This window comes from Neobacillus canaveralius (genome assembly GCF_047237705.1).
Lineage (GTDB): Bacteria > Bacillota > Bacilli > Bacillales > Cytobacillaceae > Neobacillus > Neobacillus niacini_K.
The window spans coordinates 3,105,942-3,125,891 of record NZ_JBDFLL010000001.1 but is presented as its reverse complement, the minus strand read 5'-3'; the positions used below and the strand labels follow the sequence as shown (position 1 = coordinate 3,125,891).

At 37.6% G+C, this 19,950-nt stretch carries 21 protein-coding genes; 17 read left to right on the top strand and 4 right to left on the bottom strand.

The window, feature by feature from the left end; all coding sequences use genetic code 11:
* Nucleotides 1–68: 68 nt before the first annotated feature.
* From ABC255_RS15650 to ABC255_RS15640, 3 genes are all read right to left on the bottom strand, one after another.
* The gene (locus tag ABC255_RS15650) at nt 69–1,277 is read right to left on the bottom strand and encodes a hypothetical protein (protein ID WP_412994855.1); all 1,209 of its coding nucleotides are present in this window, start codon (nt 1,275–1,277) and stop codon (nt 69–71) included.
* A 65-nt stretch (nt 1,278–1,342) separates the two neighbouring features.
* Nucleotides 1,343–1,888 carry a hypothetical protein gene (locus tag ABC255_RS15645; protein ID WP_412994853.1) on the bottom strand — a complete coding sequence of 182 codons (546 nt, stop codon included), beginning with the start codon at nt 1,886–1,888 and terminating at the stop codon, nt 1,343–1,345.
* Between the two features lie 155 nt (nt 1,889–2,043).
* Nucleotides 2,044–3,111, bottom strand: a complete 1,068-nt coding sequence (locus ABC255_RS15640; RefSeq protein ID WP_412994851.1) for a CotH kinase family protein — start codon at nt 3,109–3,111, stop codon at nt 2,044–2,046.
* A gap of 297 nt (nt 3,112–3,408) precedes the next feature.
* Between ABC255_RS15640 and ABC255_RS15635 the strand changes: the two genes are divergently transcribed.
* From ABC255_RS15635 to ABC255_RS15570, 14 genes are all read left to right on the top strand, one after another.
* A complete protein-coding gene (locus tag ABC255_RS15635; protein WP_412994849.1) occupies nt 3,409–5,007 on the top strand; it encodes a hypothetical protein in 1,599 nt (532 codons plus the stop codon).
* Nucleotides 5,008–5,147: 140 nt separating this feature from the next.
* Nucleotides 5,148–6,503: an arsenic transporter gene (locus ABC255_RS15630; protein WP_412994848.1), complete on the top strand. Its 1,356-nt coding sequence runs from the start codon at nt 5,148–5,150 to the stop codon at nt 6,501–6,503.
* Between the two features lie 138 nt (nt 6,504–6,641).
* A complete protein-coding gene (locus ABC255_RS15625; RefSeq protein WP_412994846.1) occupies nt 6,642–7,319 on the top strand; it encodes a helix-turn-helix transcriptional regulator in 678 nt (225 codons plus the stop codon).
* A 30-nt stretch (nt 7,320–7,349) separates the two neighbouring features.
* Entirely contained in the window at nt 7,350–7,997 is a 648-nt protein-coding gene (gene folE, locus ABC255_RS15620) for a GTP cyclohydrolase I FolE (RefSeq protein WP_412994844.1), read from the top strand.
* A gap of 5 nt (nt 7,998–8,002) precedes the next feature.
* On the top strand, nt 8,003–8,197 hold the full coding sequence (locus ABC255_RS15615; RefSeq protein ID WP_412994842.1) for a CDGSH iron-sulfur domain-containing protein: 195 nt from the start codon (nt 8,003–8,005) through the stop codon (nt 8,195–8,197).
* A 103-nt stretch (nt 8,198–8,300) separates the two neighbouring features.
* A complete protein-coding gene (locus ABC255_RS15610; RefSeq protein WP_412994840.1) occupies nt 8,301–9,161 on the top strand; it encodes a hypothetical protein in 861 nt (286 codons plus the stop codon).
* A gap of 172 nt (nt 9,162–9,333) precedes the next feature.
* Nucleotides 9,334–10,053: a YebC/PmpR family DNA-binding transcriptional regulator gene (locus ABC255_RS15605; protein WP_412994838.1), complete on the top strand. Its 720-nt coding sequence runs from the start codon at nt 9,334–9,336 to the stop codon at nt 10,051–10,053.
* A 69-nt stretch (nt 10,054–10,122) separates the two neighbouring features.
* On the top strand, nt 10,123–10,758 hold the full coding sequence (locus tag ABC255_RS15600; RefSeq protein ID WP_412994836.1) for a pentapeptide repeat-containing protein: 636 nt from the start codon (nt 10,123–10,125) through the stop codon (nt 10,756–10,758).
* 140 nt (nt 10,759–10,898) lie between these two features.
* Entirely contained in the window at nt 10,899–11,654 is a 756-nt protein-coding gene (locus ABC255_RS15595; protein WP_412994834.1) for a GTP cyclohydrolase II, read from the top strand.
* Nucleotides 11,647–12,750: a bifunctional diaminohydroxyphosphoribosylaminopyrimidine deaminase/5-amino-6-(5-phosphoribosylamino)uracil reductase RibD gene (gene ribD / locus ABC255_RS15590; RefSeq protein WP_412994832.1), complete on the top strand. Its 1,104-nt coding sequence runs from the start codon at nt 11,647–11,649 to the stop codon at nt 12,748–12,750. The genes ABC255_RS15595 and ribD overlap by 8 nt, the downstream gene beginning before the upstream one ends.
* A gap of 1 nt (nt 12,751) precedes the next feature.
* On the top strand, nt 12,752–13,324 hold the full coding sequence (locus ABC255_RS15585; protein ID WP_412994830.1) for a 5' nucleotidase, NT5C type: 573 nt from the start codon (nt 12,752–12,754) through the stop codon (nt 13,322–13,324).
* A 225-nt stretch (nt 13,325–13,549) separates the two neighbouring features.
* Complete coding sequence (locus tag ABC255_RS15580; RefSeq protein ID WP_412994828.1) at nt 13,550–15,028, top strand: SulP family inorganic anion transporter; 1,479 nt, start codon at nt 13,550–13,552, stop codon at nt 15,026–15,028.
* A gap of 293 nt (nt 15,029–15,321) precedes the next feature.
* Nucleotides 15,322–16,476, top strand: coding sequence for a glucose-1-phosphate adenylyltransferase (locus ABC255_RS15575; protein WP_412994826.1), 1,155 nt, complete (start codon nt 15,322–15,324; stop codon nt 16,474–16,476).
* A gap of 291 nt (nt 16,477–16,767) precedes the next feature.
* On the top strand, nt 16,768–17,370 hold the full coding sequence (locus ABC255_RS15570) for an alpha/beta hydrolase (protein ID WP_412994824.1): 603 nt from the start codon (nt 16,768–16,770) through the stop codon (nt 17,368–17,370).
* Nucleotides 17,371–17,413: 43 nt separating this feature from the next.
* Here ABC255_RS15570 and cccB read toward each other — a convergent pair whose 3' ends face one another.
* Nucleotides 17,414–17,770, bottom strand: a complete 357-nt coding sequence (gene cccB / locus ABC255_RS15565; protein WP_412994822.1) for a cytochrome c551 — start codon at nt 17,768–17,770, stop codon at nt 17,414–17,416.
* Nucleotides 17,771–17,917: 147 nt separating this feature from the next.
* Between cccB and ABC255_RS15560 the strand changes: the two genes are divergently transcribed.
* The 3 genes from ABC255_RS15560 to arsC are packed head-to-tail and all read left to right on the top strand — an operon-like array spanning nt 17,918 to nt 19,785.
* Nucleotides 17,918–18,265 (top strand): ArsR/SmtB family transcription factor, encoded by a 348-nt coding sequence (locus ABC255_RS15560; protein WP_412994820.1) that lies wholly within the window; start codon nt 17,918–17,920, stop codon nt 18,263–18,265.
* A 16-nt stretch (nt 18,266–18,281) separates the two neighbouring features.
* Nucleotides 18,282–19,337 (top strand): ACR3 family arsenite efflux transporter, encoded by a 1,056-nt coding sequence (gene arsB / locus ABC255_RS15555; protein WP_412994818.1) that lies wholly within the window; start codon nt 18,282–18,284, stop codon nt 19,335–19,337.
* 25 nt (nt 19,338–19,362) lie between these two features.
* A complete protein-coding gene (gene arsC / locus ABC255_RS15550; RefSeq protein WP_412994816.1) occupies nt 19,363–19,785 on the top strand; it encodes an arsenate reductase (thioredoxin) in 423 nt (140 codons plus the stop codon).
* The last annotated feature ends 165 nt before the right edge of the window (nt 19,786–19,950 follow it).

The window sequence follows — 19,950 nt, the reverse complement described above, 5'->3', positions numbered from 1 at the left end:
AATCGGCACAGGAATAGTAAATTTATGTTTACGGATAATCATTTGCTGCCATTATCTTGGGGGAGTGATTAAATGCGTTTTTGTGAGTTATTCCGATTCGGCCAGCCAGAGAAGATAGATCTTCGGTCAAAATCACGCATAGCTGGTTCACCAGAGAAACGTGATGCCCCAACTTCTTGAGCCTTAGGTTTTTTATCTTCTTTTTTTATCTCTACGGTGTTTATTTTTGTCTTTTCTATTTTCATTAGTGGATTGGTATCAAGGGTTTCTTTTACTTTTTTAACTTTATTTAATAGTTCCTGTGTAGAATTCGCTGTTACTTCCTTTTTCGGTGCAGGTTCTGCTTTCATTTGCTCACGTACAGGCTGTTTTACCTGAGCTCTTTTTTCCAATGAAGGTGCAGCAGGTTTTTGAGCAATTTCTTTATCATGTTTCACGATGTTTTGAACAACAACCTCGGATTTCTGCTTTTTCACTTCTTCTTGATGAGATTGAGGTATTTCAGTTCTTGACCACTTACTTTCCGAACTTTGTTTTACATTATGCTGAATGCTTTCATTGTGAACGCTCTGCTTTTTCTCTTCTTTTTTGCTTACATTGCTGATTTTTTCGAGTGATATCGAGGATTTAATAGGTTCAGCCCAAACCTTTTTCTCATTTTCCGGTTGATTTACAATTACTTTTGGTGAAGTTATCACGTCAGTTTCTACCAGAGTTACTACTTGTTGAACATCAGATTCCTTTTTGTCTGCCTTCATGAAAACTTCAGTTTCAACATAATTGTCGTTTGTATCTTCCGCTTTACTTTCGGAAACAGTTGATTCCGTTTCATTTTTGTTTTCTTCTTGTTTTTCTTCTTTGCGATAGCCTTTTAATATATTTGAAATGTGAGAGATTTTGATGAGAATTCGATCTTCACCATTGATTAGCGTAACAAAGTCGGTATCGACAATACTTAGTACACCGGTAAAAGATTGCTTATTTAAGCACAAAATAGAGACCCATGAATTCTTTAATGAGCTTAAAAGGTCAGCTAAGCTTTGAGTTTTCATAAATTCAGTGGTGATTTCTTCACCTTTATATTGCTTGGTATTTTTTGTAATTGCCTGTATTTTATCAATACTATAGTAATAGACATATGCCTTTTCGTCTTCTAGGATAATATGATCAGACTCTACGCCCATTAATTTACCTTTTATAATTTCTTCACCAACATACAGATTTACATTGTAGCCTTTTAGTAAATCCACAGTCGATGAAAAATTATCAGATCCCATTCAACGTTCCTCCTTATGGTAAATTTGTCGCTTCTCAAGCAAGAAGCGACAAGAGTTTTATCTTTTTACTGTCTTACTTGTGAGTTTTCTGCACGTGCCACTCTTTGTCTCACAACTTGTTTTTCTGTTTGAGACATAGTGTTTTCTTCTTTACCTTGATCTTTATTTTCTTCTTGTTTTTCACTTTCGATTTTTAATCCATAGCTAATATTACGGATATGCCACATAGATACGCGGACAACTTCTTCTTTGCTAATTAGCGATACAAAGTCTTTGTTAATTTCGCTAATAACACCTTCAAGTTTTTCCGGACCTCCACGGTTAATTCTTACCCACTGGAATTTTAGGTTTTCTAATAGACCTTGGAAGTTTTCGGCTTTTTTAAATTCGAAATTCTCTGGAACCTCAATTCCTATATCCATTGTGTCCTTTGAATTTTCTGTTACACTTTTGACATGGTGCGTATTGTAATAAAGTACACCATCATCCTTAGTTAACAGTACTAGATGGTCATCAAGAACAGCCATTAATTTACCAATTCTTGATTCTGGACCGCCTCTGTCAACCTTGATCGTCTTCCCCACTAAAGACTTCCACATGTCGTTATTCATAACAATATTTATCCTCCTTTAATTAAATAAACATTTACACTGCATTTATATGTGTCACGGTATGATGTTGTACTAAACGACGAGCCTTTTTTCTTACCTTTTTGTAAAAATAGGCAAAAAAAGAAGTATATGGAGTCCATATACAAGGAAAAAGGTCATAATGACGCCAGTTCTTTCGTTAAATAGCTATTTCTTTTGGTAATAAATTGGAGAATGACATCTTTTTCTTTATCAAAATATTTTTCATCCATATTTATATAGGGATCTGTCCGAATAAATGGCTTTAATAATTGAAATTGTTCTTCGATTATTGGCTCCAGAGTGTCGATATTAAAGTGAGTAGTTAAGATGGAAGACAAGATTTCTTTGTATTGTACTCTATATGGTTGAATATGGAGAAGTCGTCCTGTTAAGGTATTATACCCGGTGATGGGTACGAAATCGTAATCAAGCTTCCTTCCGTGAAGGTCTCTTCCCCAGGTCCCATCGTAATCCCAAGGGGTTATTTCAAATCGGTTGGTTTTGCTATTTAGATAGAGAGCATAGTTATGGATAAAACCGTCAAAGTTCTGGGTACAAACGACACCCGCAAGCCATTTGAGATATTTCTCAATATCTAGGATTTTACCAACCTCTTTTTCAAACTCCTCATTAGGTACGGTGTTAATCATTTCAATAAAACCCTCTAATAAAGATAGGTCTTTTTCCTCGCCGTATTTTATCGTATAGCCCTCATCTAAACTCGTTTTCAATTCGTTCTCAGGAGAGATTAAAGAGAAGTTCGCAAAATAATTAGTGGCATATATGATGGGCCCATCTGGAAGATTTCTTTTTTTCAAAAGATGTTGGTCGAAGGATTCTAGTTCTAAATAAATTCCTTTACAGAAACCATTGATATAAAGAAGCACGTGCTTGGAGTGGGGGGAAATGACCCCAATGATATCAAAAAAATCAAGAGAGAGTTTGTTCCGGCTCAGTGAAATATCATCGTATTCAGCATTTAGATGAATTTCATGTGCACCATCAAAGAGATAAGGTTTTTGAAAAATGATATTATAGGATTTTTTTTTCTTCTTTCTAATGACATTTCCCCTATAGGTGAGTCCTACTTTGTACCTTTTATTTCCAATTTTCAATAAGGCTGGAAAATGTTCATCCTCCCAAATATCATCTTCCAACTTTTGCAGCCATTTTGGATTAATGAAGATTTCATATTTTAACACGTAGATACTCCTATACATACATTTTTTCTAGATAGTATGCTGCCTCTAGGAGGATTGTGCAGTACAAACATCTAGTATTTTGATATTGGACAAATGCCAACACTTAAATATTTATGAACTGAAAGTAAAAAAATAAATGTTTGTCTATATCAAGCACCACTTTTTTACCATAAATTAGAAAGTGAAACGAATATATTTATGGAAAGTGGTGGAAAACCAAGATGGGGATGGACATGAATCAAATGCTGTCAAAAGCAAAGGATAATGGAGTCGTTTTATTTCTAAATAACAATCCAGATGATAAACAAGATAAAAAATGTTTCTGTAATGATCATTCAGATTCCAGTGGCAGCAAAGGGTCAGACGGAAGTTGTGGCTCTAAAGGAAGTAAAGGATCAACGGGCAGTAGTGGCAGTAGCGGCAGTAAAGGCAGCAAGGGCTCAGGCGGAAGTAGAGGTTCCGAAGGTTCACGAGGCTCTGGTGGATCCAAACGAAGAAAAGGCCCAAAAGGTCCAAAGGGTCCAAAAGGACGAAAAGGCAAACACAGTTCTGGTGGAAGTAGAGGTTCAAAAGGCTCTCGTGGTTCTGGCGGTAGCAAAGGATCAAGAGGCTCTCGCGGTTCTGGCGGTAGCAAAGGATCAAGAGGCTCTCGTGGTTCGGGAGGAAGTAAAGGTTCTTCTGGCGTCTATGGTTATGGCCGTAAAGACTCCGGCGGCAGCAAGGGATCTCGTGGAAGTAAGGGATCTCGTGGAAGTAAGGGCAGCAAGGGGTCAAGAGGTTCCGGTGGATCTCGTGGTAAAAAAGGTCCAAAAGGTCCAAAGGGTAGAAGAGGCAGTAAGGGTTCTCGCTCTTCGGGCGGTAGCAAAGGATCAAGAGGCTCTCGCGGTTCGGGTGGAAGTAAAGGTTCTTCTGGCGGTTATGGTTATGGCGGAAAAGACTCTGGCGGCAGTAAGGGATCTGGTGGTAGTAAAGGCAGCAAGGGGTCAAGAGGTTCCGGTGGATCCCGTAGATCTCGTGGTAAAAAAGGTCCAAAGGGTCCTAAGGGAAGACGAGGAAGCAAGGGATCAAGAGGTTCCGGCGGTAGTAAAGGATCTAAAGGCTCTCGTGGTTCCAGCGGTAGTAAAGGGTCTAAAGGCTCTAAAGGCTCTAAAGGTTCTGGCGGCAGCAAAGGATCTAAAGGCTCTCATGGTTCTGGCCGCAGCAAGGGGTCTAGAGGCTCTCATGGTTCTGGCGGAAGTAAAGGATCTCATGGCGGTTATGGTTATGGTGGTACAAAAGGATCTAAAGGCGGGCACGGTTCAGGTGGAAGCAAAGGGTCCAAAGGTGGTAAAGGCTCTGGCGGCAGCAAAGGCTCTAAAGGTGGTAAGCACTCCGGTGGAAGCAAGGGACCCAAAGGCGGTAAAGGCTCTGGCGGCAGCAAAGGCTCTAAAGGCAGTAAGGGTTCTGGCGGCAGCAAGGGATCCAAAGGTGGTAAACACTCTGGCGGCAGTAAAGGCTCTAAAGGCAGTAAGGGTTCTGGCGGCAGCAAGGGATCCAAAGGTGGTAAACACTCTGGCGGCAGCAAAGGCTCTAAAGGCAGTAAGGGTTCTGGCGGTAGCAAGGGATCCAAAGGTGGTAAACACTCTGGCGGCAGCAAAGGCTCTAAAGGCAGTAAGGGTTCTGGCGGCAGCAAAGGATCCAAAGGCGGTAAACACTCCAGTGGAAGCAAAGGCAAGGCCTCTAAAGGAAAAAAATAATAAACCCCAAACCGGTACTTCTGGAGTACCGGTTTTTTGTGGACCCATTACATTCGTAAGACAGCTGCCTGCAAATAAACCCTTTAGGCATTGGTTTAGCAACAAAAAAACAGGCGTTTATCCAACCATTATTTTAAGGAAATTTCTAGATACCTGCTGATTTACATAAATTCAAGATATTCGTTTAGTTCAAGCCTCTTAGAACCTACGTATGATAAAGCAAAGGACAAGAGAAGACACGAAAAGGAGATTTCTTAGAATGAAATTTTAATATAGATTGAAAGGAGAGAACTAACATATATGTATCAACCATCGACGGTAATCATAACCATATTTGCATTTTTTCTAACCATGGTGATGATTTTTATCCGTCCGAAAAACATGAATGAAGCTATTCCTGCAACGATTGGTGCAGTCATTGTGATGTTAAGCGGCAGCGTTTCTCTAGCTGACTTAATGGATATAAGCTCGAAAGTCACAGGGGCTGCTGTAACCATCATTGCAACCATTGTTATGGCGATTGTACTCGAAAGTTTTGGCTTCTTTAGATGGACCGCGGCATTGATGTTAAAAGTATCAAAAGGATCCGGAATTCGCTTATTCTGGTATACATTATTACTTTGCTTTTTGATGACGATGTTTTTCAATAATGACGGAAGTATTTTAATTACCACACCTATTCTCATTCTTATATTTAAAAATATCGGGTTAAAGAACAGCCAAAAGATACCATACCTATTAAGCGGTGCCTTAATAGCGACTGCTTCGAGTGCTCCAATTGGAGTAAGTAATATTGTTAATTTAATAGCACTAAAAATTATCGGCATGGACCTCTACCTTCAAACAGCCATGATGTTTGTTCCAGCAACGATTGGACTACTATTTTTGGCGTTTTTACTACTGCTTGTTTTCAAGAAGGACATCCCTAAAGAAATCCGGCTCCATTCCTACACGCTGCCATTGTTAAATAACAATCGTTTTCACCCATTACAAAGAAAAAACGAGGATATGTTTGAAAAACAAAAGAAGTTAATGATTCAAATGCTTATTTTTGTCTTTATCGTTAGAATCGGCCTTTTTGTAGCCTCGTTTTTGAATATCTCTGTTTCTTTGGTAGCCGTATTAGGTTCAATTATTTTACTAATCTGGAGATGGATCCATCTAAAGAAAAATCCAAAAGACGTATTATTTAAAATACCTTGGCATATCTTGATTTTCGCTTTCTGCATGTATGTAATCATATACGGTTTACACAATATCGGGTTAACAGCCCTTCTGGTAGAACATCTGAGTTCTATTGTAAATGGCAGTTTACTCCACGCAAGCGTTACCATGGGAATTATAACCGCTTTCCTATCGAATATATTTAATAACCATCCGGCATTAATGGTTTCGACACTCGCATTAACAGAGATGGGATTAAAACCATTATTGACGCAGACCGTTTACTTAGCAAATATTATAGGGAGTGATATCGGTTCCTTAATCCTGCCGATTGGTACCCTTGCCACATTAATTTGGATGGATATATTGAAGAAAAACAATATTAAAATATCCTGGTTAGAGTATATAAAAGTTACAATCATTGTCATTCCGCCAACGCTCGTTTTTACACTTATAGGTTTGTACCTATGGCTGCTGCTCGTTTTTGTATAAAGTAATTACAGCCCTTTCAAAGTGAAAGGGTCTTTTTAAGTTTTTTTTTTAATTAACCAAGTTTTCCATTGAAAAACTTGAACTATTCTACCTCATCCTGAATATATTTTAGGGAAGAGAGCAAAGGGAGGGAAGATGATGAGTTTCCGCGCTGACCAAATGTCAGAACCGCGCCGTAGAATCATACAGTTTATCAAAAATAACGGATCCTCATCAATGAGCGAGCTGGCTTCCTTCTTAGATATAAGTGGTGAAGGAGTACGGCAGCACCTTCTTCAATTAGAAAAAGAAGGTTGGGTGACTCGACATTCAGAAAACAATGGTGTTGGTCGTCCTGTACTACAGTATCGCTTAACAACTGCAGGCGAACATCTTTTCGAAAAGAATTATGATCACTTAACGATTGAAGTTCTAGATACATTAGCAAATTCCCTTGGAGAAGAAGCAGTAAAACATTTACTTTCCGCTATGATTGAATCAAGAATTGTCCAGTGGGAACCAAAATTAAAAGGATTACCCACAGAAAAGCGTTTAAATGTTTTAAAGGATTTCTATAAAAAAGATGATTCATTTATGGAAATAGAAAATAAAAATCATACTTATTCCCTGATTGAACGTAACTGCCCCTTCCATAATGTTGCATTGCAGCGACCTATACTTTGTAGTGTAAGTGTTTCTGTCTTAACACATTTATTAGGATGTACTGTAAAGCGAGAGAAACGACTTCAGAATGGTGATGGTTGTTGTGTTTTTCAGGTTCTTTTGGATGAACCTGTTAGTGAAAACACTCCTCGAATCATCATTGAGGATGAGTAGTCCTAAAAACCAAAAAGGGATGATGTGATCATGAAGAGTGAGCAGTTACAGATTTTATCTAAAAAATATCCACATTTATTTAACCAGCTAACTGATACCGAAAATGGCAACATTACCAGTGTTACTCAGTTTTCAGAGGCAGTAAAACAATTAATTAAACTTTGCGGCGACGACCCCGAGCGTGATGGTTTACTAGATACCCCATTTAGAGTCCTTAAAGCTTTTCTTGAGTACACAGAGGGTTACCACGAAGATCCGAAAATTCATTTAGAAAAGACGTTCGATATTCATCATAAAGGTCTCATTCTAATAAAAGATATTGAGTTTTACTCTTTATGTGAACATCACTTTTCTCCATTCTTTGGAGTCGCACATATCGGATATATTCCTAAAGAAAAAATTACAGGTCTTTCTAAGATGGGGCGATTAGTGGAAGGTTACGCAAAAAGATTTCAAGTTCAAGAAAGATTAACAACTCAGATAGCAGAAGCGATTGAAGACGTATTGGATCCAGAAGGAACGATTGTTGTGGTAGAAGCTAAGCATATGTGTATGTGCAGCAGAGGAATTAAGAAGGTGAACACCGTTACCACTACATCCAGTCTTCTTGGAATCTATGAAAATCGACCAGATCTTCGGGCTGAATTTTATTCACTAATAAAAAACACAAGGGAGTAAGTGACATGAATAATCAAATAAAAATTTCCGATAATGGTCCGTTAGAAGTTAGCGGTGATTTCCAGTTATATGATTCAGAAGGTAATGAATATCCGAAAAAAGGAAAAGTATATCTTTGCAGGTGCGGACTATCGAATAAGAAACCTTTTTGTGATGGCTCCCATAAGCGAGGCGGATTTGAAAGCAGCCCCAGAGTTTAGAGGATAATGTTTTTATATAGAATACCAAGAATGACACATATATGCTGTCATTCTTTTTTGTTTATAGAGAGCCTTTTTTTTAAAAAAGTCACGAAGCAAGGGTTTGTCTTTAACCTTTATTGCTTCCTTTCAATACTATAGTATTAAAAGGCAGGTGAGTAAAATGTACTTGGTCGGCTTTTATTCGCCAAAGGCGAAATCAGGTGTTACGGAATTATCATTATCTATTTATCATTGGCTAAAAATGAATACAGATTTATCAGCTGCATTTATTTCATATGGAACATTGGAAAAAGAAGGTCTCTCTGATGAGGTAATCCATGAATTCTCTAAATTATCTCTTACTGAACAGAAACGAATCGTTAAAAATATGAAAAAAGAGTACGATATTATTATTTATGATGCCTCGAGCCAGCTTTCTGAAGGAGTATTAAAGCTTTTGCCTATTGTGGATCGATTATTTGTTGTCGGTGAAGAAAATACAGACTTTGCTGTAAAACTCCATCAAATCATTGAATTCAACAAAATCTTTGATAAAAGTGTGAAAAGTTTCATCCAGCATTTAAAAAGAAATAAAACCTTTATTATCCGTGAAAATAAGGAAGGCCGTGTGATTGGCTTTAATCATACAAAAAAAGAAACAAATGATATTGGGCAAATGGTATATAGAGATTATGTAACGCGGTATTTAGAAGAAAAATTTATTGAAAAGAACGAAAAAATCTATCGAAAAATAAAACAAATCCCTAAAGAGACCTTGTTTCGAGGCTTATATGAGCTTGGAATTGATTTTGAGAAAGCATTGCTATTTCATGAATATGTTCTTTTACGTGAAGCGTTAGGGCAAAATTATGATGAAGCACTTGAAAATCTTTTCCCGCTATTAATCAATTCATCGTTTGTAGAAATACTAGAAAAATTTCAAAATGAAATAAAATTTATCACAAAACTAAAATTATCCTAAAAAAGTCAGGAACCTAAATTCCTGGTTTTTTTGATGCCTATTATAACTGTTGATCATAAATACTTAACAAATTTTCTCTTTACGGTATAATATTTTAGAAAATGGTTGAAGATGTAATCTATTTCTATTACTATTTTTATGTAGAGCCAAAGTTGAAAGTGAGTGGACAAAAATGGGCCGTAAATGGAACAATATTAAAGAAAAGAAAGCCTCAAAGGATGCAAATACAAGTCGTATTTATGCAAAATTTGGCGTTGAAATTTATGTTGCAGCGAGAAGAGGCGAACCAAATCCTGAATCAAACCAGGCATTAAAATTCGTTTTAGAACGTGCAAAAACCTACAATGTACCTAGACACATTATTGACCGTGCAATAGACAAAGCAAAAGGCGGATCAGAAGAAAGCTACTCTGAGCTCCGTTATGAAGGTTTTGGACCAAACGGATCAATGGTCATCGTGGATGCTTTAACAAATAACGTGAACCGCACCGCTTCTGACGTACGTGCTGCATTCGGTAAAAATGGCGGAAACATGGGTGTCAGTGGATCTGTCGCTTATATGTTCGACGCAACAGCAGTTATTGGTCTTGAAGGTAAAACAGCAGATGAAGTTCTAGAATTATTAATGGAAGCGGATGTAGATGTTCGTGACATTATTGAAGAAGATGAATCTGTTATCGTTTATGCTGAGCCTGATCAGTTCCATGCTGTACAAGAAGCATTTAAAAATGCCGGTATCACTGAATTTACTGTAGCTGAATTAACGATGCTTGCACAAAACGAAGTTACCCTTCCAGAGGAGAGCTTAGCTAAATTCGAAAAATTGATTGACACATTGGAAGACCTTGAAGATGTTCAGCAAGTATACCACAATGTGGATTTAGGTGAATAGGATTTCGAAGAAGACCTTTGTTTTCACAAAGGTCTTTTCTATTAAATGATTCGTAAAGCAGGTGGCATAATGTCCAAAACAATAAAAATACAACAACCAAAAATACCAGATGGTTTAACAACTAGAACTTTTCAAGCAATGGAAGATCCTTTTTATGAAATGTGTATCATAAGCGATTGTTCTATTTCGAGCGAAGAAATACATAGAATACGTTTTGAACAAGTCATTTTTAAAAATGTTACCTTTTTGGATGTTTCTTTTAGAAATATCGAGTTAACAGATGTTATCTTTGATCACTGTGATTTATCGAATACGGATTTTAGAGATGGCAGCATCCATCGGGTTGAATTTAAAGACTCAAAAATCTTAGGTCTTAATCTTTCAGACACTTCACTTGGGAACGTTTTATTTGAAAATTGTAATGCAAAAATGATTTCGTTTGGTTATGCCAAACTAAAGCAGGTAAACTTCAATTCTTGTTCCCTTCGTAACGCAGACTATTATGAATCCAAATTTAATAAGGTAGGATTTAAGGACTGTGATATAAATGAAGCCAATTTTGAACAAACCCCTTTGAAAGGGATTGATTTGACCACCTGCACCTTTGATACAATCAATGTATCCATAAAAGACATCGCGGGCTGTGAAGTTACAGCAGATCAAGCCTTAGGATTTGCACGATTACTAGGATTGATAATAAAATAAACCTAATCGGGAGCAATCTTATCAGATTGCTCCTTCTTACGGTATAAACATTGCTTCAAAAAGTATGAAAACAATACCAGCTGGGATGGCATGAAATAAAAACAAAATCGACAAACTAACTAAAAAAAGGGGATTTCAAAATGAAGCAAACTCTGGATTCAAAAGTGCTATCAGTATTAGAAGATAAAATTCAATTAATTAAAACAGATAAAGGTGCAATTTATTTAGTTGGACCGATCAAGCTTCCCGTTAATTTATACGGAGAAACAGTGGAGTTCAAATGGTACTGCTGGTTAAATTGCGATGAGGTTACTGAGAATTACGAAAGAATTATCGATAAATTATCGTCTTCAAACTTAGCAGAATTGCAACAGTCAAGTGTCTTAGTTTATGGAGATTTTGAGTTTGCTGAGGACGCAATAATTCGCATGCATTCTATTTGCCATACCGGTGATATTTTTGGCAGTAAAAGATGCGATTGCGGCTATCAGCTTAAAAAATCAATGAAAATGATTCAGGAACATGGAACAGGGGCATTATTCTATTTAGCTAACCACGAAGGAAGAGGTATTGGCTTATTCAGTAAGGCAATGGCTTATGTGCTTCAAGAAAATGGCTATGATACGGTTGAGGCTAATGAAGGTCTTGGATTTGTAGATGACTCCAGAAACTACAGCGACGCCATCCAAGTATTAAAAGCTATTCGTCAAAAACCGGTTACCCTAATGACAAATAATCCTAAGAAGTTGAATGCCTTAAAAGAAGCCGGATTAGAAGTTTCGGGCAGACAGCCGCTTTGGGGAGATATCTCCGAGTATAATGAGAAGTATTTACAAACAAAGATTAATAAGTCTGGACATCTTGAAGAAGATGAGGGGACTTGTCCAAATGACTAATCACGAATTTTATATGGATTTAGCCTTAAAAAACGCCCAGGCAATGAAGGGACAGACTGACCCGAATCCATTAGTGGGTTCCGTTATTGTTAATGACAACCGCGTTGTGGGGATTGGTGCTCATTTGAAGGCTGGGGAGCCTCATGCTGAAATCCATGCCATTCGAATGGCCGGGGAGAAAGCAAGAGGCGGTACCATTTACGTAACGCTGGAGCCTTGTTCCCACCATGGAAGAACAGGTCCATGCGCTGTTGCGATTGTAGAGGCTGGGATAAAGAAGGTTGTTATTGCGACCCTCGACCCAAATCCAATAGTAGCAGGAAATGGTGTGAAAATTTTAGAGGATGCCGGTATCGAAGTCATTATTGGTGTCCGTCAAGAAGAGTCACAAAGAATGAACGAAGTGTTTAATAAGTTCATTGTTGAGAGAACACCTTTTGTCACATTGAAAGCAGGCATTACCCTTGATGGGAAAATTGCGACTCATTCGTTTGATAGTAAATGGATTACTTCTGAGGAAGCGCGAAGAGATGTACACCATCTCCGAAATGAAAACATGGGGATTCTTGTTGGCGTTAATACGGTCATAAAAGATGATCCAGAGCTAACGACTAGGATACCAAATGGTCGTAATCCTATTCGGATCATTTTGGACTCTACTTTAAGAATTCCATTCGAATCTAAGGTACTGAATGATAACCTGGCGGAAACATGGATATTTACAAGCGAAACTTATGATAAAGAAAAAGCCAGGGTATTAGGAGGATCAGGGATTTCTATTTTCCCAACGAGCGGATCAAAACATGTTAACCCGACTGAAGTCCTCCAAATTTTGGGGGAGAAGCTTGTTTCCTCTGTATTAATTGAAGGAGGAGGCACGGTTAACTGGGCATTCCTCGAAAATAAATTAATTGATAAGGTAGTTATATATATGGCACCAAAAATTATTGGCGGCAGCAATGCCCCGTCCTTTTTAGCAGGGGCAGGGATGGATAAGATGAAAGATGCAGTACAATTAACAGACCTATCTGTTCAGCAAATTGGTCCTGATTATAAGTTTACTGGATATCCGATTTACTCACACGAGGGGCAATAAGATGAAATTTGGTTTTGATATTGATGATACCTTAATCAATTTAAGAGAACATGCATTTACTATCTACAACAAAAAATTAAATAAAAATGTACCGTCCGAAGTATTCCATGAGTTAAAAAGAGTAGAAATTCATGAGCCCTTTGGTTTAAGTGATGAAGAAGGTAGTCAAATGTGGAAATCCTCTTTAGAAGAGATTTACTATACAGACTGTCCACCTTTTCCAAATGCGGTTGAAACGTTACAAGAACTAGATAGAAACGGGCATGAAATCTATTACATAACTGCACGGCCAAAAGAACACGGAGAACGGACAAAAAAATGGATGAAAGAGCAGGGCTTTCCTGTTCGTGAGGACCGTTTTTTCTATGGCATGCAGGATCACGAAAAGGTTGAATTTATCAAAGAATTAAAGCTAGACTATTACTTTGATGATAAAGCCGAAGTTTTAGATACATTGACTCACGATTCCTTAAAAGTCTTTGTAAGGGACCAGTCTTATAATCGGCATTTAAAATATCCACGTATTTTAAATTGGACGGACTTAAATGAAATATTGAAAAAAGAGCTTGAATAGGTGAAATAAAACAGGAGGTGTAAATAGACCCTTCTGTTTTTTGTTTTTCATCAATTCTGGTGATAACAAGAGAATTATCGTGAAAAACAGTAATAATGACAAATGAGTGCGTTTACATTCAGTTTCACAAATTTGTCACAATCCTATATACTGTGTTTTGTTCACAACGGACCCGACTTTCATGAGAGTTGAGAGTCATAAAAAATGATTAGAAAGAGGTGCTTCATGAACCTTAACAAAATTAAAAATGAATGGTTCGGTAATATCAAAGGCGATGTATTATCCGGAATTGTGGTAGCTATGGCTTTAATTCCTGAGGCAATTGCATTTTCGCTTATTGCTGGCGTTGACCCGATGATCGGTTTGTACGCGTCATTCTGTATTGCTGTTGTCATCGCATTTGTAGGGGGAAGGCCGGGGATGATTTCGGCCGCAACTGGTGCAACTGCCCTGGTAATGGTAACGTTAGTGGCAGACTATGGGTTACAGTACTTACTTGCTGCAACCATTCTTACGGGAGTGCTTCAAATCATAATGGGCGTTCTCAAATTAGGACGTCTAATGAAATTTGTCCCGCGTTCTGTTATGATCGGCTTCGTAAATGCGCTTGCCATACTAATCTTTTCTGCCCAATTAACTCACTTTGTTGGGGAATCTTGGGTAATGTATGCAATGGTAGCAGGAGCTCTGGCGATTATTTATATTTTTCCCCGTTTTACAAAGATTGTTCCATCTCCATTAGTAGCAATCATAACCATTACTGTTATTGCGGTTATGACAGGTAGTGGAGTACGAACAATTGGTGATATGGGAGAATTGTCTCAAACTCTGCCATTTTTCTTAATCCCTGATATTCCGTTTACTTTTGAAACATTACAAATCATTTTTCCATATTCACTTTCGATTGCCATTGTTGGTTTGGTTGAATCTTTGTTAACCGCTTCTATTGTCGACGATATGACGGATACAAGTAGTGACAAGAACAAAGAAGCAAGGGGACAGGGAATTGCCAATATCGTTTCAGGATTCTTCGGCGGTATGGCTGGCTGTGCCATGATTGGACAATCGGTCATTAATGTTAAATCTGGCGGTCGTGGGAGATTATCAGCGTTAGTAGCAGGTGTATTTCTTATGGTGTTAATTATCCTGTTAAATGATTTCTTGGTGAGAATTCCAATGGCTGCATTAGTTGGAGTCATGTTCATGGTTTCCATCGGAACATTTGATTGGTCATCTCTTAGAAACATTCACAAGACTCCGTTTTCCGATACAATCGTCATGATTGCAACGGTTGGAACAGTTCTCGCGACCCATGATTTATCAAAAGGTGTTTTAGTAGGAATTTTATTAAGTGCGATTTTCTTTGCTTCCAAGATCTCAAAAGTAAAGGTAACAACTTTAGCTTCAAAAGGTTCACATAAAAAAGAGTATACTGTCTCTGGTCAATTATTTTTTGCTTCTGTTACAGACTTTGTAGAGAGCTTTAACTACACTGAGGATGTAAAGGAAGTAAGTATTGATTTAACACAAGCACATTTATGGGATGATTCAGCTGTAGGTGCCATTGATAAGGTAGTCATAAAATATCACCAGAATGGCATTAAAGTTCAGTTAATCGGACTGAATAAAGAGAGTAATAAATTGATAGAAAAACTTGCCGTTCATAATAAACCAGGCGGTCTTGAAAAGGCTGTCGGTCATTAATATATGGGTTAGCACGCTGATGATAATAGAATCAGCGTGCTTTTTTTATAGAATATAATTTCACAAAATCTCCATATTTTTCAATTATTACATCGATAGGATTCGACATAATCAGTTTGTATACCATTCCTGTTCCATACGAGATAAAGCTTATTTTTGAAGGTAAAAAAGATTTTAGTCGAATATCCAGCTTAACCGTCGCAATTTATTGGTGTGTTCCATTTAGTACAGGTGCTACAATGAGGGCAAATAAGTATTACATATCGGATTTGTCAATGAAAGAGGTGGTAAAAATGACTCAAAAACAGTGCATTGCCATGTTGTTAGCAGGAGGGAAAGGCACACGTCTAAAGGAATTAACTCGCAACGTAGCAAAGCCAGCTGTCCCGTTTGGAGGGAAATACCGGATCATAGATTTTGCGTTAAGTAATTGTAAAAACTCTAGCATTGATACGGTTGGCATCCTAACTCAATATAAACAAGAGACACTTCAGAATTATATAGAGAATGGAGAAAAGTGGGGGCTTAACCGAAAGATAGGGGGAGTAGCCATCCTTCAGCCAAATCAAAGTAACTATAAAGAAAATAGCTATGAAGGTACTGCACATGCTGTTTATGAAAACTTCCGGTTTATTGAAAGTCAAAATCCAGAATATGTACTCATTCTATCGGGGGATCACATTTATAAAATGGATTACAGTCATATGGTCAATGCTCACAAACGGTCTGGAGCCGATGCAACCATTTCCGTTATTCAGGTCCCATGGAGTGAAGCCAGCAGATTCGGAATTATGAATATTGATCAAGAGACAAATCAGATTATCGAGTTTGAGGAAAAGCCTGTTTATCCAAAGTCAAATCTTGCTTCTATGGGAATCTATTTATTTAACTGGCCAATTCTGAAGAAATTTCTCCAAAAAGAAGAGAACAATCCTTTTTCCACAAAGGATTTTGGCAAAGATGTTATTCCATCTATGCTTCAGGATAACTGCCATTTACATGCCTATCACTTTAAGGGTTATTGGAAGGATGTTGGAACCGTTCAAAGCTTTTGGGAAGCACATATGGATCTTCTATCAGTAAACACCAACCCTATCTTAAAAAATGAAGAATGGATAATTTATACGAACGGAATGAGCCAACCACCTATGTATTTGGATGGAAAAGCTTCCTTACACCAATCGATTATAAGTGAAGGCTGCAAGGTTTATGGAGAAGTTGAAAATTCAGTGTTATTTTATGGAGTAACAGTTCGAAAAGGGGCAATTATCAAAGATTCGGTCATTTTACCTAATACCGTAATAGGAGAAAATGCTGAGATCTATCGCTCTGTTGTAGGAAGTGGAAGTTTCATTGGGGCTAATTCTAAAGTGGGAGATTCAACACCATATAGTGAAATTACTCTAATAGGTGATAACGAATTTATTCAACCCCTAGTTTATAAATAATATCTAATGCGAAATCAAATGGTAGATCTCGCATTTTTTTTTAGATTCTGGAGTATCTAGGCTGCTTATTATGATATCTACAAAGTACGTCATTGACATTCATAGGAAGTTATCATACTATTATCTCATATTCAAGATAGCTTATTTCGAGTTACTTTTTGAACACATACCTCGAAATCGAGATAATAATTAATGAAATCAAATAAATGGGTAAAATAAATTATCACTTAAGTTCTACAGAAAGAGATATTTCAAAAAAACGCCCTAAATGATTTTTGGAGGTAAAAAGATATGAAACATATATTTAATAAGGGAAAAGATTTAACGAAACCAACCTTTTTAATGCTTCATGGTACAGGTGGAAATGAATTAGACCTGCTGCCACTCGCTGGAATGATTGACGATGAAGCTTCTGTATTAAGTGTACGTGGAAATGTGTTAGAAAATGGAATGCCGCGATTTTTCCGAAGATTAGCAGAAGGTGTGTTTGATGTAGAAGACCTCCAAATCCGAACGAATGAATTAAACGAATTTCTAGATGAAGCGGCGGGGAGCTATGAATTCGACCGTGATAATATCATTGCCATCGGTTACTCTAACGGAGCTAACATCGCAGCAAGCTTACTATTCCATTACCAAAATGCATTAAAAGGTGCAATTCTCCATCATCCAATGGTGCCGAGAAGGGGAATAGACCTTCCAGATTTAACGGGTAAAAACGTATTTATCGCAGCTGGCACCAACGATCCTATCTGTCCACCATCGGAATCATCTGAATTACAATCCTTATTAGAGAATGCCAATGCAAAGGTTGTCCTGCATTGGGAGAATCGGGGTCATCAATTGACGAGAGAAGAAGTGGATGCCGCGGCAGAATGGTATCGAAGATTATAAATATAAAAAACCAGATTGGATTTCCCATTCTGGTTTTTTCTGCTTATTTTTTCTCCGCAAGCCATGAAGCTACGGCATCTGCATCTTCTCCTGAAAGGATTCCTGCAGGCATACCGCCTTTTCCATTGGCAATAATTTCTTCAATCTCGTCTTTTGAGTATTTAGAGCCGATCTTGTCTAGGTCAGGAGCTCCTCCACTTTTTAAATCTCCACCGTGACATGACGAACAGCTTTGCTGAAATAGAGCGTCTCCATCACCAGCATCTGCTGTTTGTTGTTCATCGCCAGCCTGTTCCTCAGTAGTGGTTGTATCTTGTTCCGTTTCATCGTTACCGCCACCACAGGCAGTCAGAAAGCCAAGGAAGGCAATACAAACAATACTATAAAGTAGTTTTTTCATTTTTTTCACCTCCATATAATAATAGGTTTTCTAAGAAGGCGGTTGAATATTCTGCAATATCTCAAGAAATTGAATAGGTCTTGAAATCAATTATTACTTGATTTACTATATAAGTAAATAGTTATATATTAATAGGAGGTGATAATCTTGTCCAAAGCAAAAGTAGAATTAGAAAGGACTGCTACCGTTTTAAAATTATTAGGTGATAAAACACGCTTAACAATCGTTGCTATTTTACAAAAACGAGAATGTTGTGTATGTGAATTTCTTGAGGTGTTTGATACGAGTCAGCCATCAATCAGCCAGCACCTTCGAAAATTAAAAGATGCGGGGCTCGTAAAGGAAGAAAGAAGAGGTCAGTGGATATATTATTCTCTGAATCAACAATGTGAATTCTTCAGGCTAGTTGAAACGATTATGAGTAGTGTTCCAGAACCGATAGAAAAAATCAAAATCATTGAACAAAGCAATCCTACGCTTCGCTGCGGTTGCTAATGAGGAGTGTAATAAATTGAGTAGTACAGAAAAGAAACGTCTATCATTTTTAGACCGATACCTAACGCTATGGATCTTTCTTGCAATGGCAGTAGGTATAGGTTTGGGATTCATTTTTCCTGGGTTTGTAGAGGGAATGAATCGTCTGCAAGTTGGAACAACATCGATTCCATTAGCGATTGGTTTAATTTTAATGATGTATCCACCTCTTGCAAAGGTTCGTTATGAGGAAATCGGGCGGGTTTTTAAAGACGTAAAGGTGTTGTCCCTTTCTCTTGTACAAAACTGGATCATCGGTCCAATACTTATGTTTTTATTAGCAATCATCTTCCTTCCTGATAAACCAGAATACATGATTGGTCTAATCATGATCGGTTTAGCACGTTGTATTGCGATGGTTATTGTTTGGAATGACCTTGCAAAGGGAGATACGGAATATGCAGCTGGTTTAGTCGCTTTCAACTCAATATTCCAAATGTTATTCTTCTCCGTTTATGCCTATGTGTTTGTTACCGTCATTCCACAATGGGTCGGACTTGAAGGAGCGGTTGTAAATATAACGATATTGGAAGTTTCTAAATCAGTTTTCATTTACTTAGGAATCCCTTTTATTGCTGGAATGATTACCCGTTTTACATTGGTAAAGGCAAAAGGGAGACAATGGTACGAGAAAGTATTTATTCCTAGAATTAGTCCTATTACACTAATTGCTTTATTGTTTACGATTATTATTATGTTCTCGCTTAAAGGGGACGCTATTGTAAGCCTGCCATTAGACGTGATACGCATTGCTATTCCATTACTAATTTACTTTATTGTAATGTTCTTCGTTTCCTTTTTCATGGGTAAGAAAATTGGTGCAAACTATCCGGTCACTACCACTCTTGCATTTACAGCAGGCAGTAATAACTTTGAATTAGCGATCGCGGTTGCGGTTGGTGTATTTGGAATCCATTCTGGTGCCGCCTTTGCAGCAGTTATTGGACCACTTGTAGAAGTACCAGTCATGATAGCGTTGGTGAACGTAGCATTATGGTTTAAACGAAAGTACTTTAAAGATTCAGCAGCCTAGAAAAATAATAAAGGTGGGAAACATAGTGAAAAACAAAAATACGATTTACTTTTTATGCACTGGTAACTCTTGCCGAAGCCAAATGGCAGAAGGCTGGGCTAAAAAACATTTAAGCGTTGAATGGGAAGTAAAAAGTGCTGGTCTTGAAGCTCATGGATTAAACCCTAATGCAGTAAAAGCTATGAGTGAAGCAGGCATCGATATCTCCAATCAAACATCTGATGTGATAGATCCAGAAGTACTTAATAATGCAGATTTAGTGGTTACATTATGTGGACATGCTGCTGATCATTGCCCTGTAACACCGCCACATGTGAAACGAGTTCACTGGGGATTTGACGACCCAGCGAAAGCAGAAGGGACAGAGGAAGAAAAATGGGCATTTTTCCAACGTGTCCGTGATGAAATCGGAAACCGCATTAAACGATTTGCTGAAACTGGGGTATAGAACTATCATATTAATATTGAATAAACAAAAGGGGTAATTAGTGTTATTGCACTGATTATCCTTTTTTCAAACTGATGGTTACTATAAATCAAATTTTTTTGATTTTATAATTGACATATGAAAATATTGGATATATGATAAATACATCAAGAAAATTTGATTTAA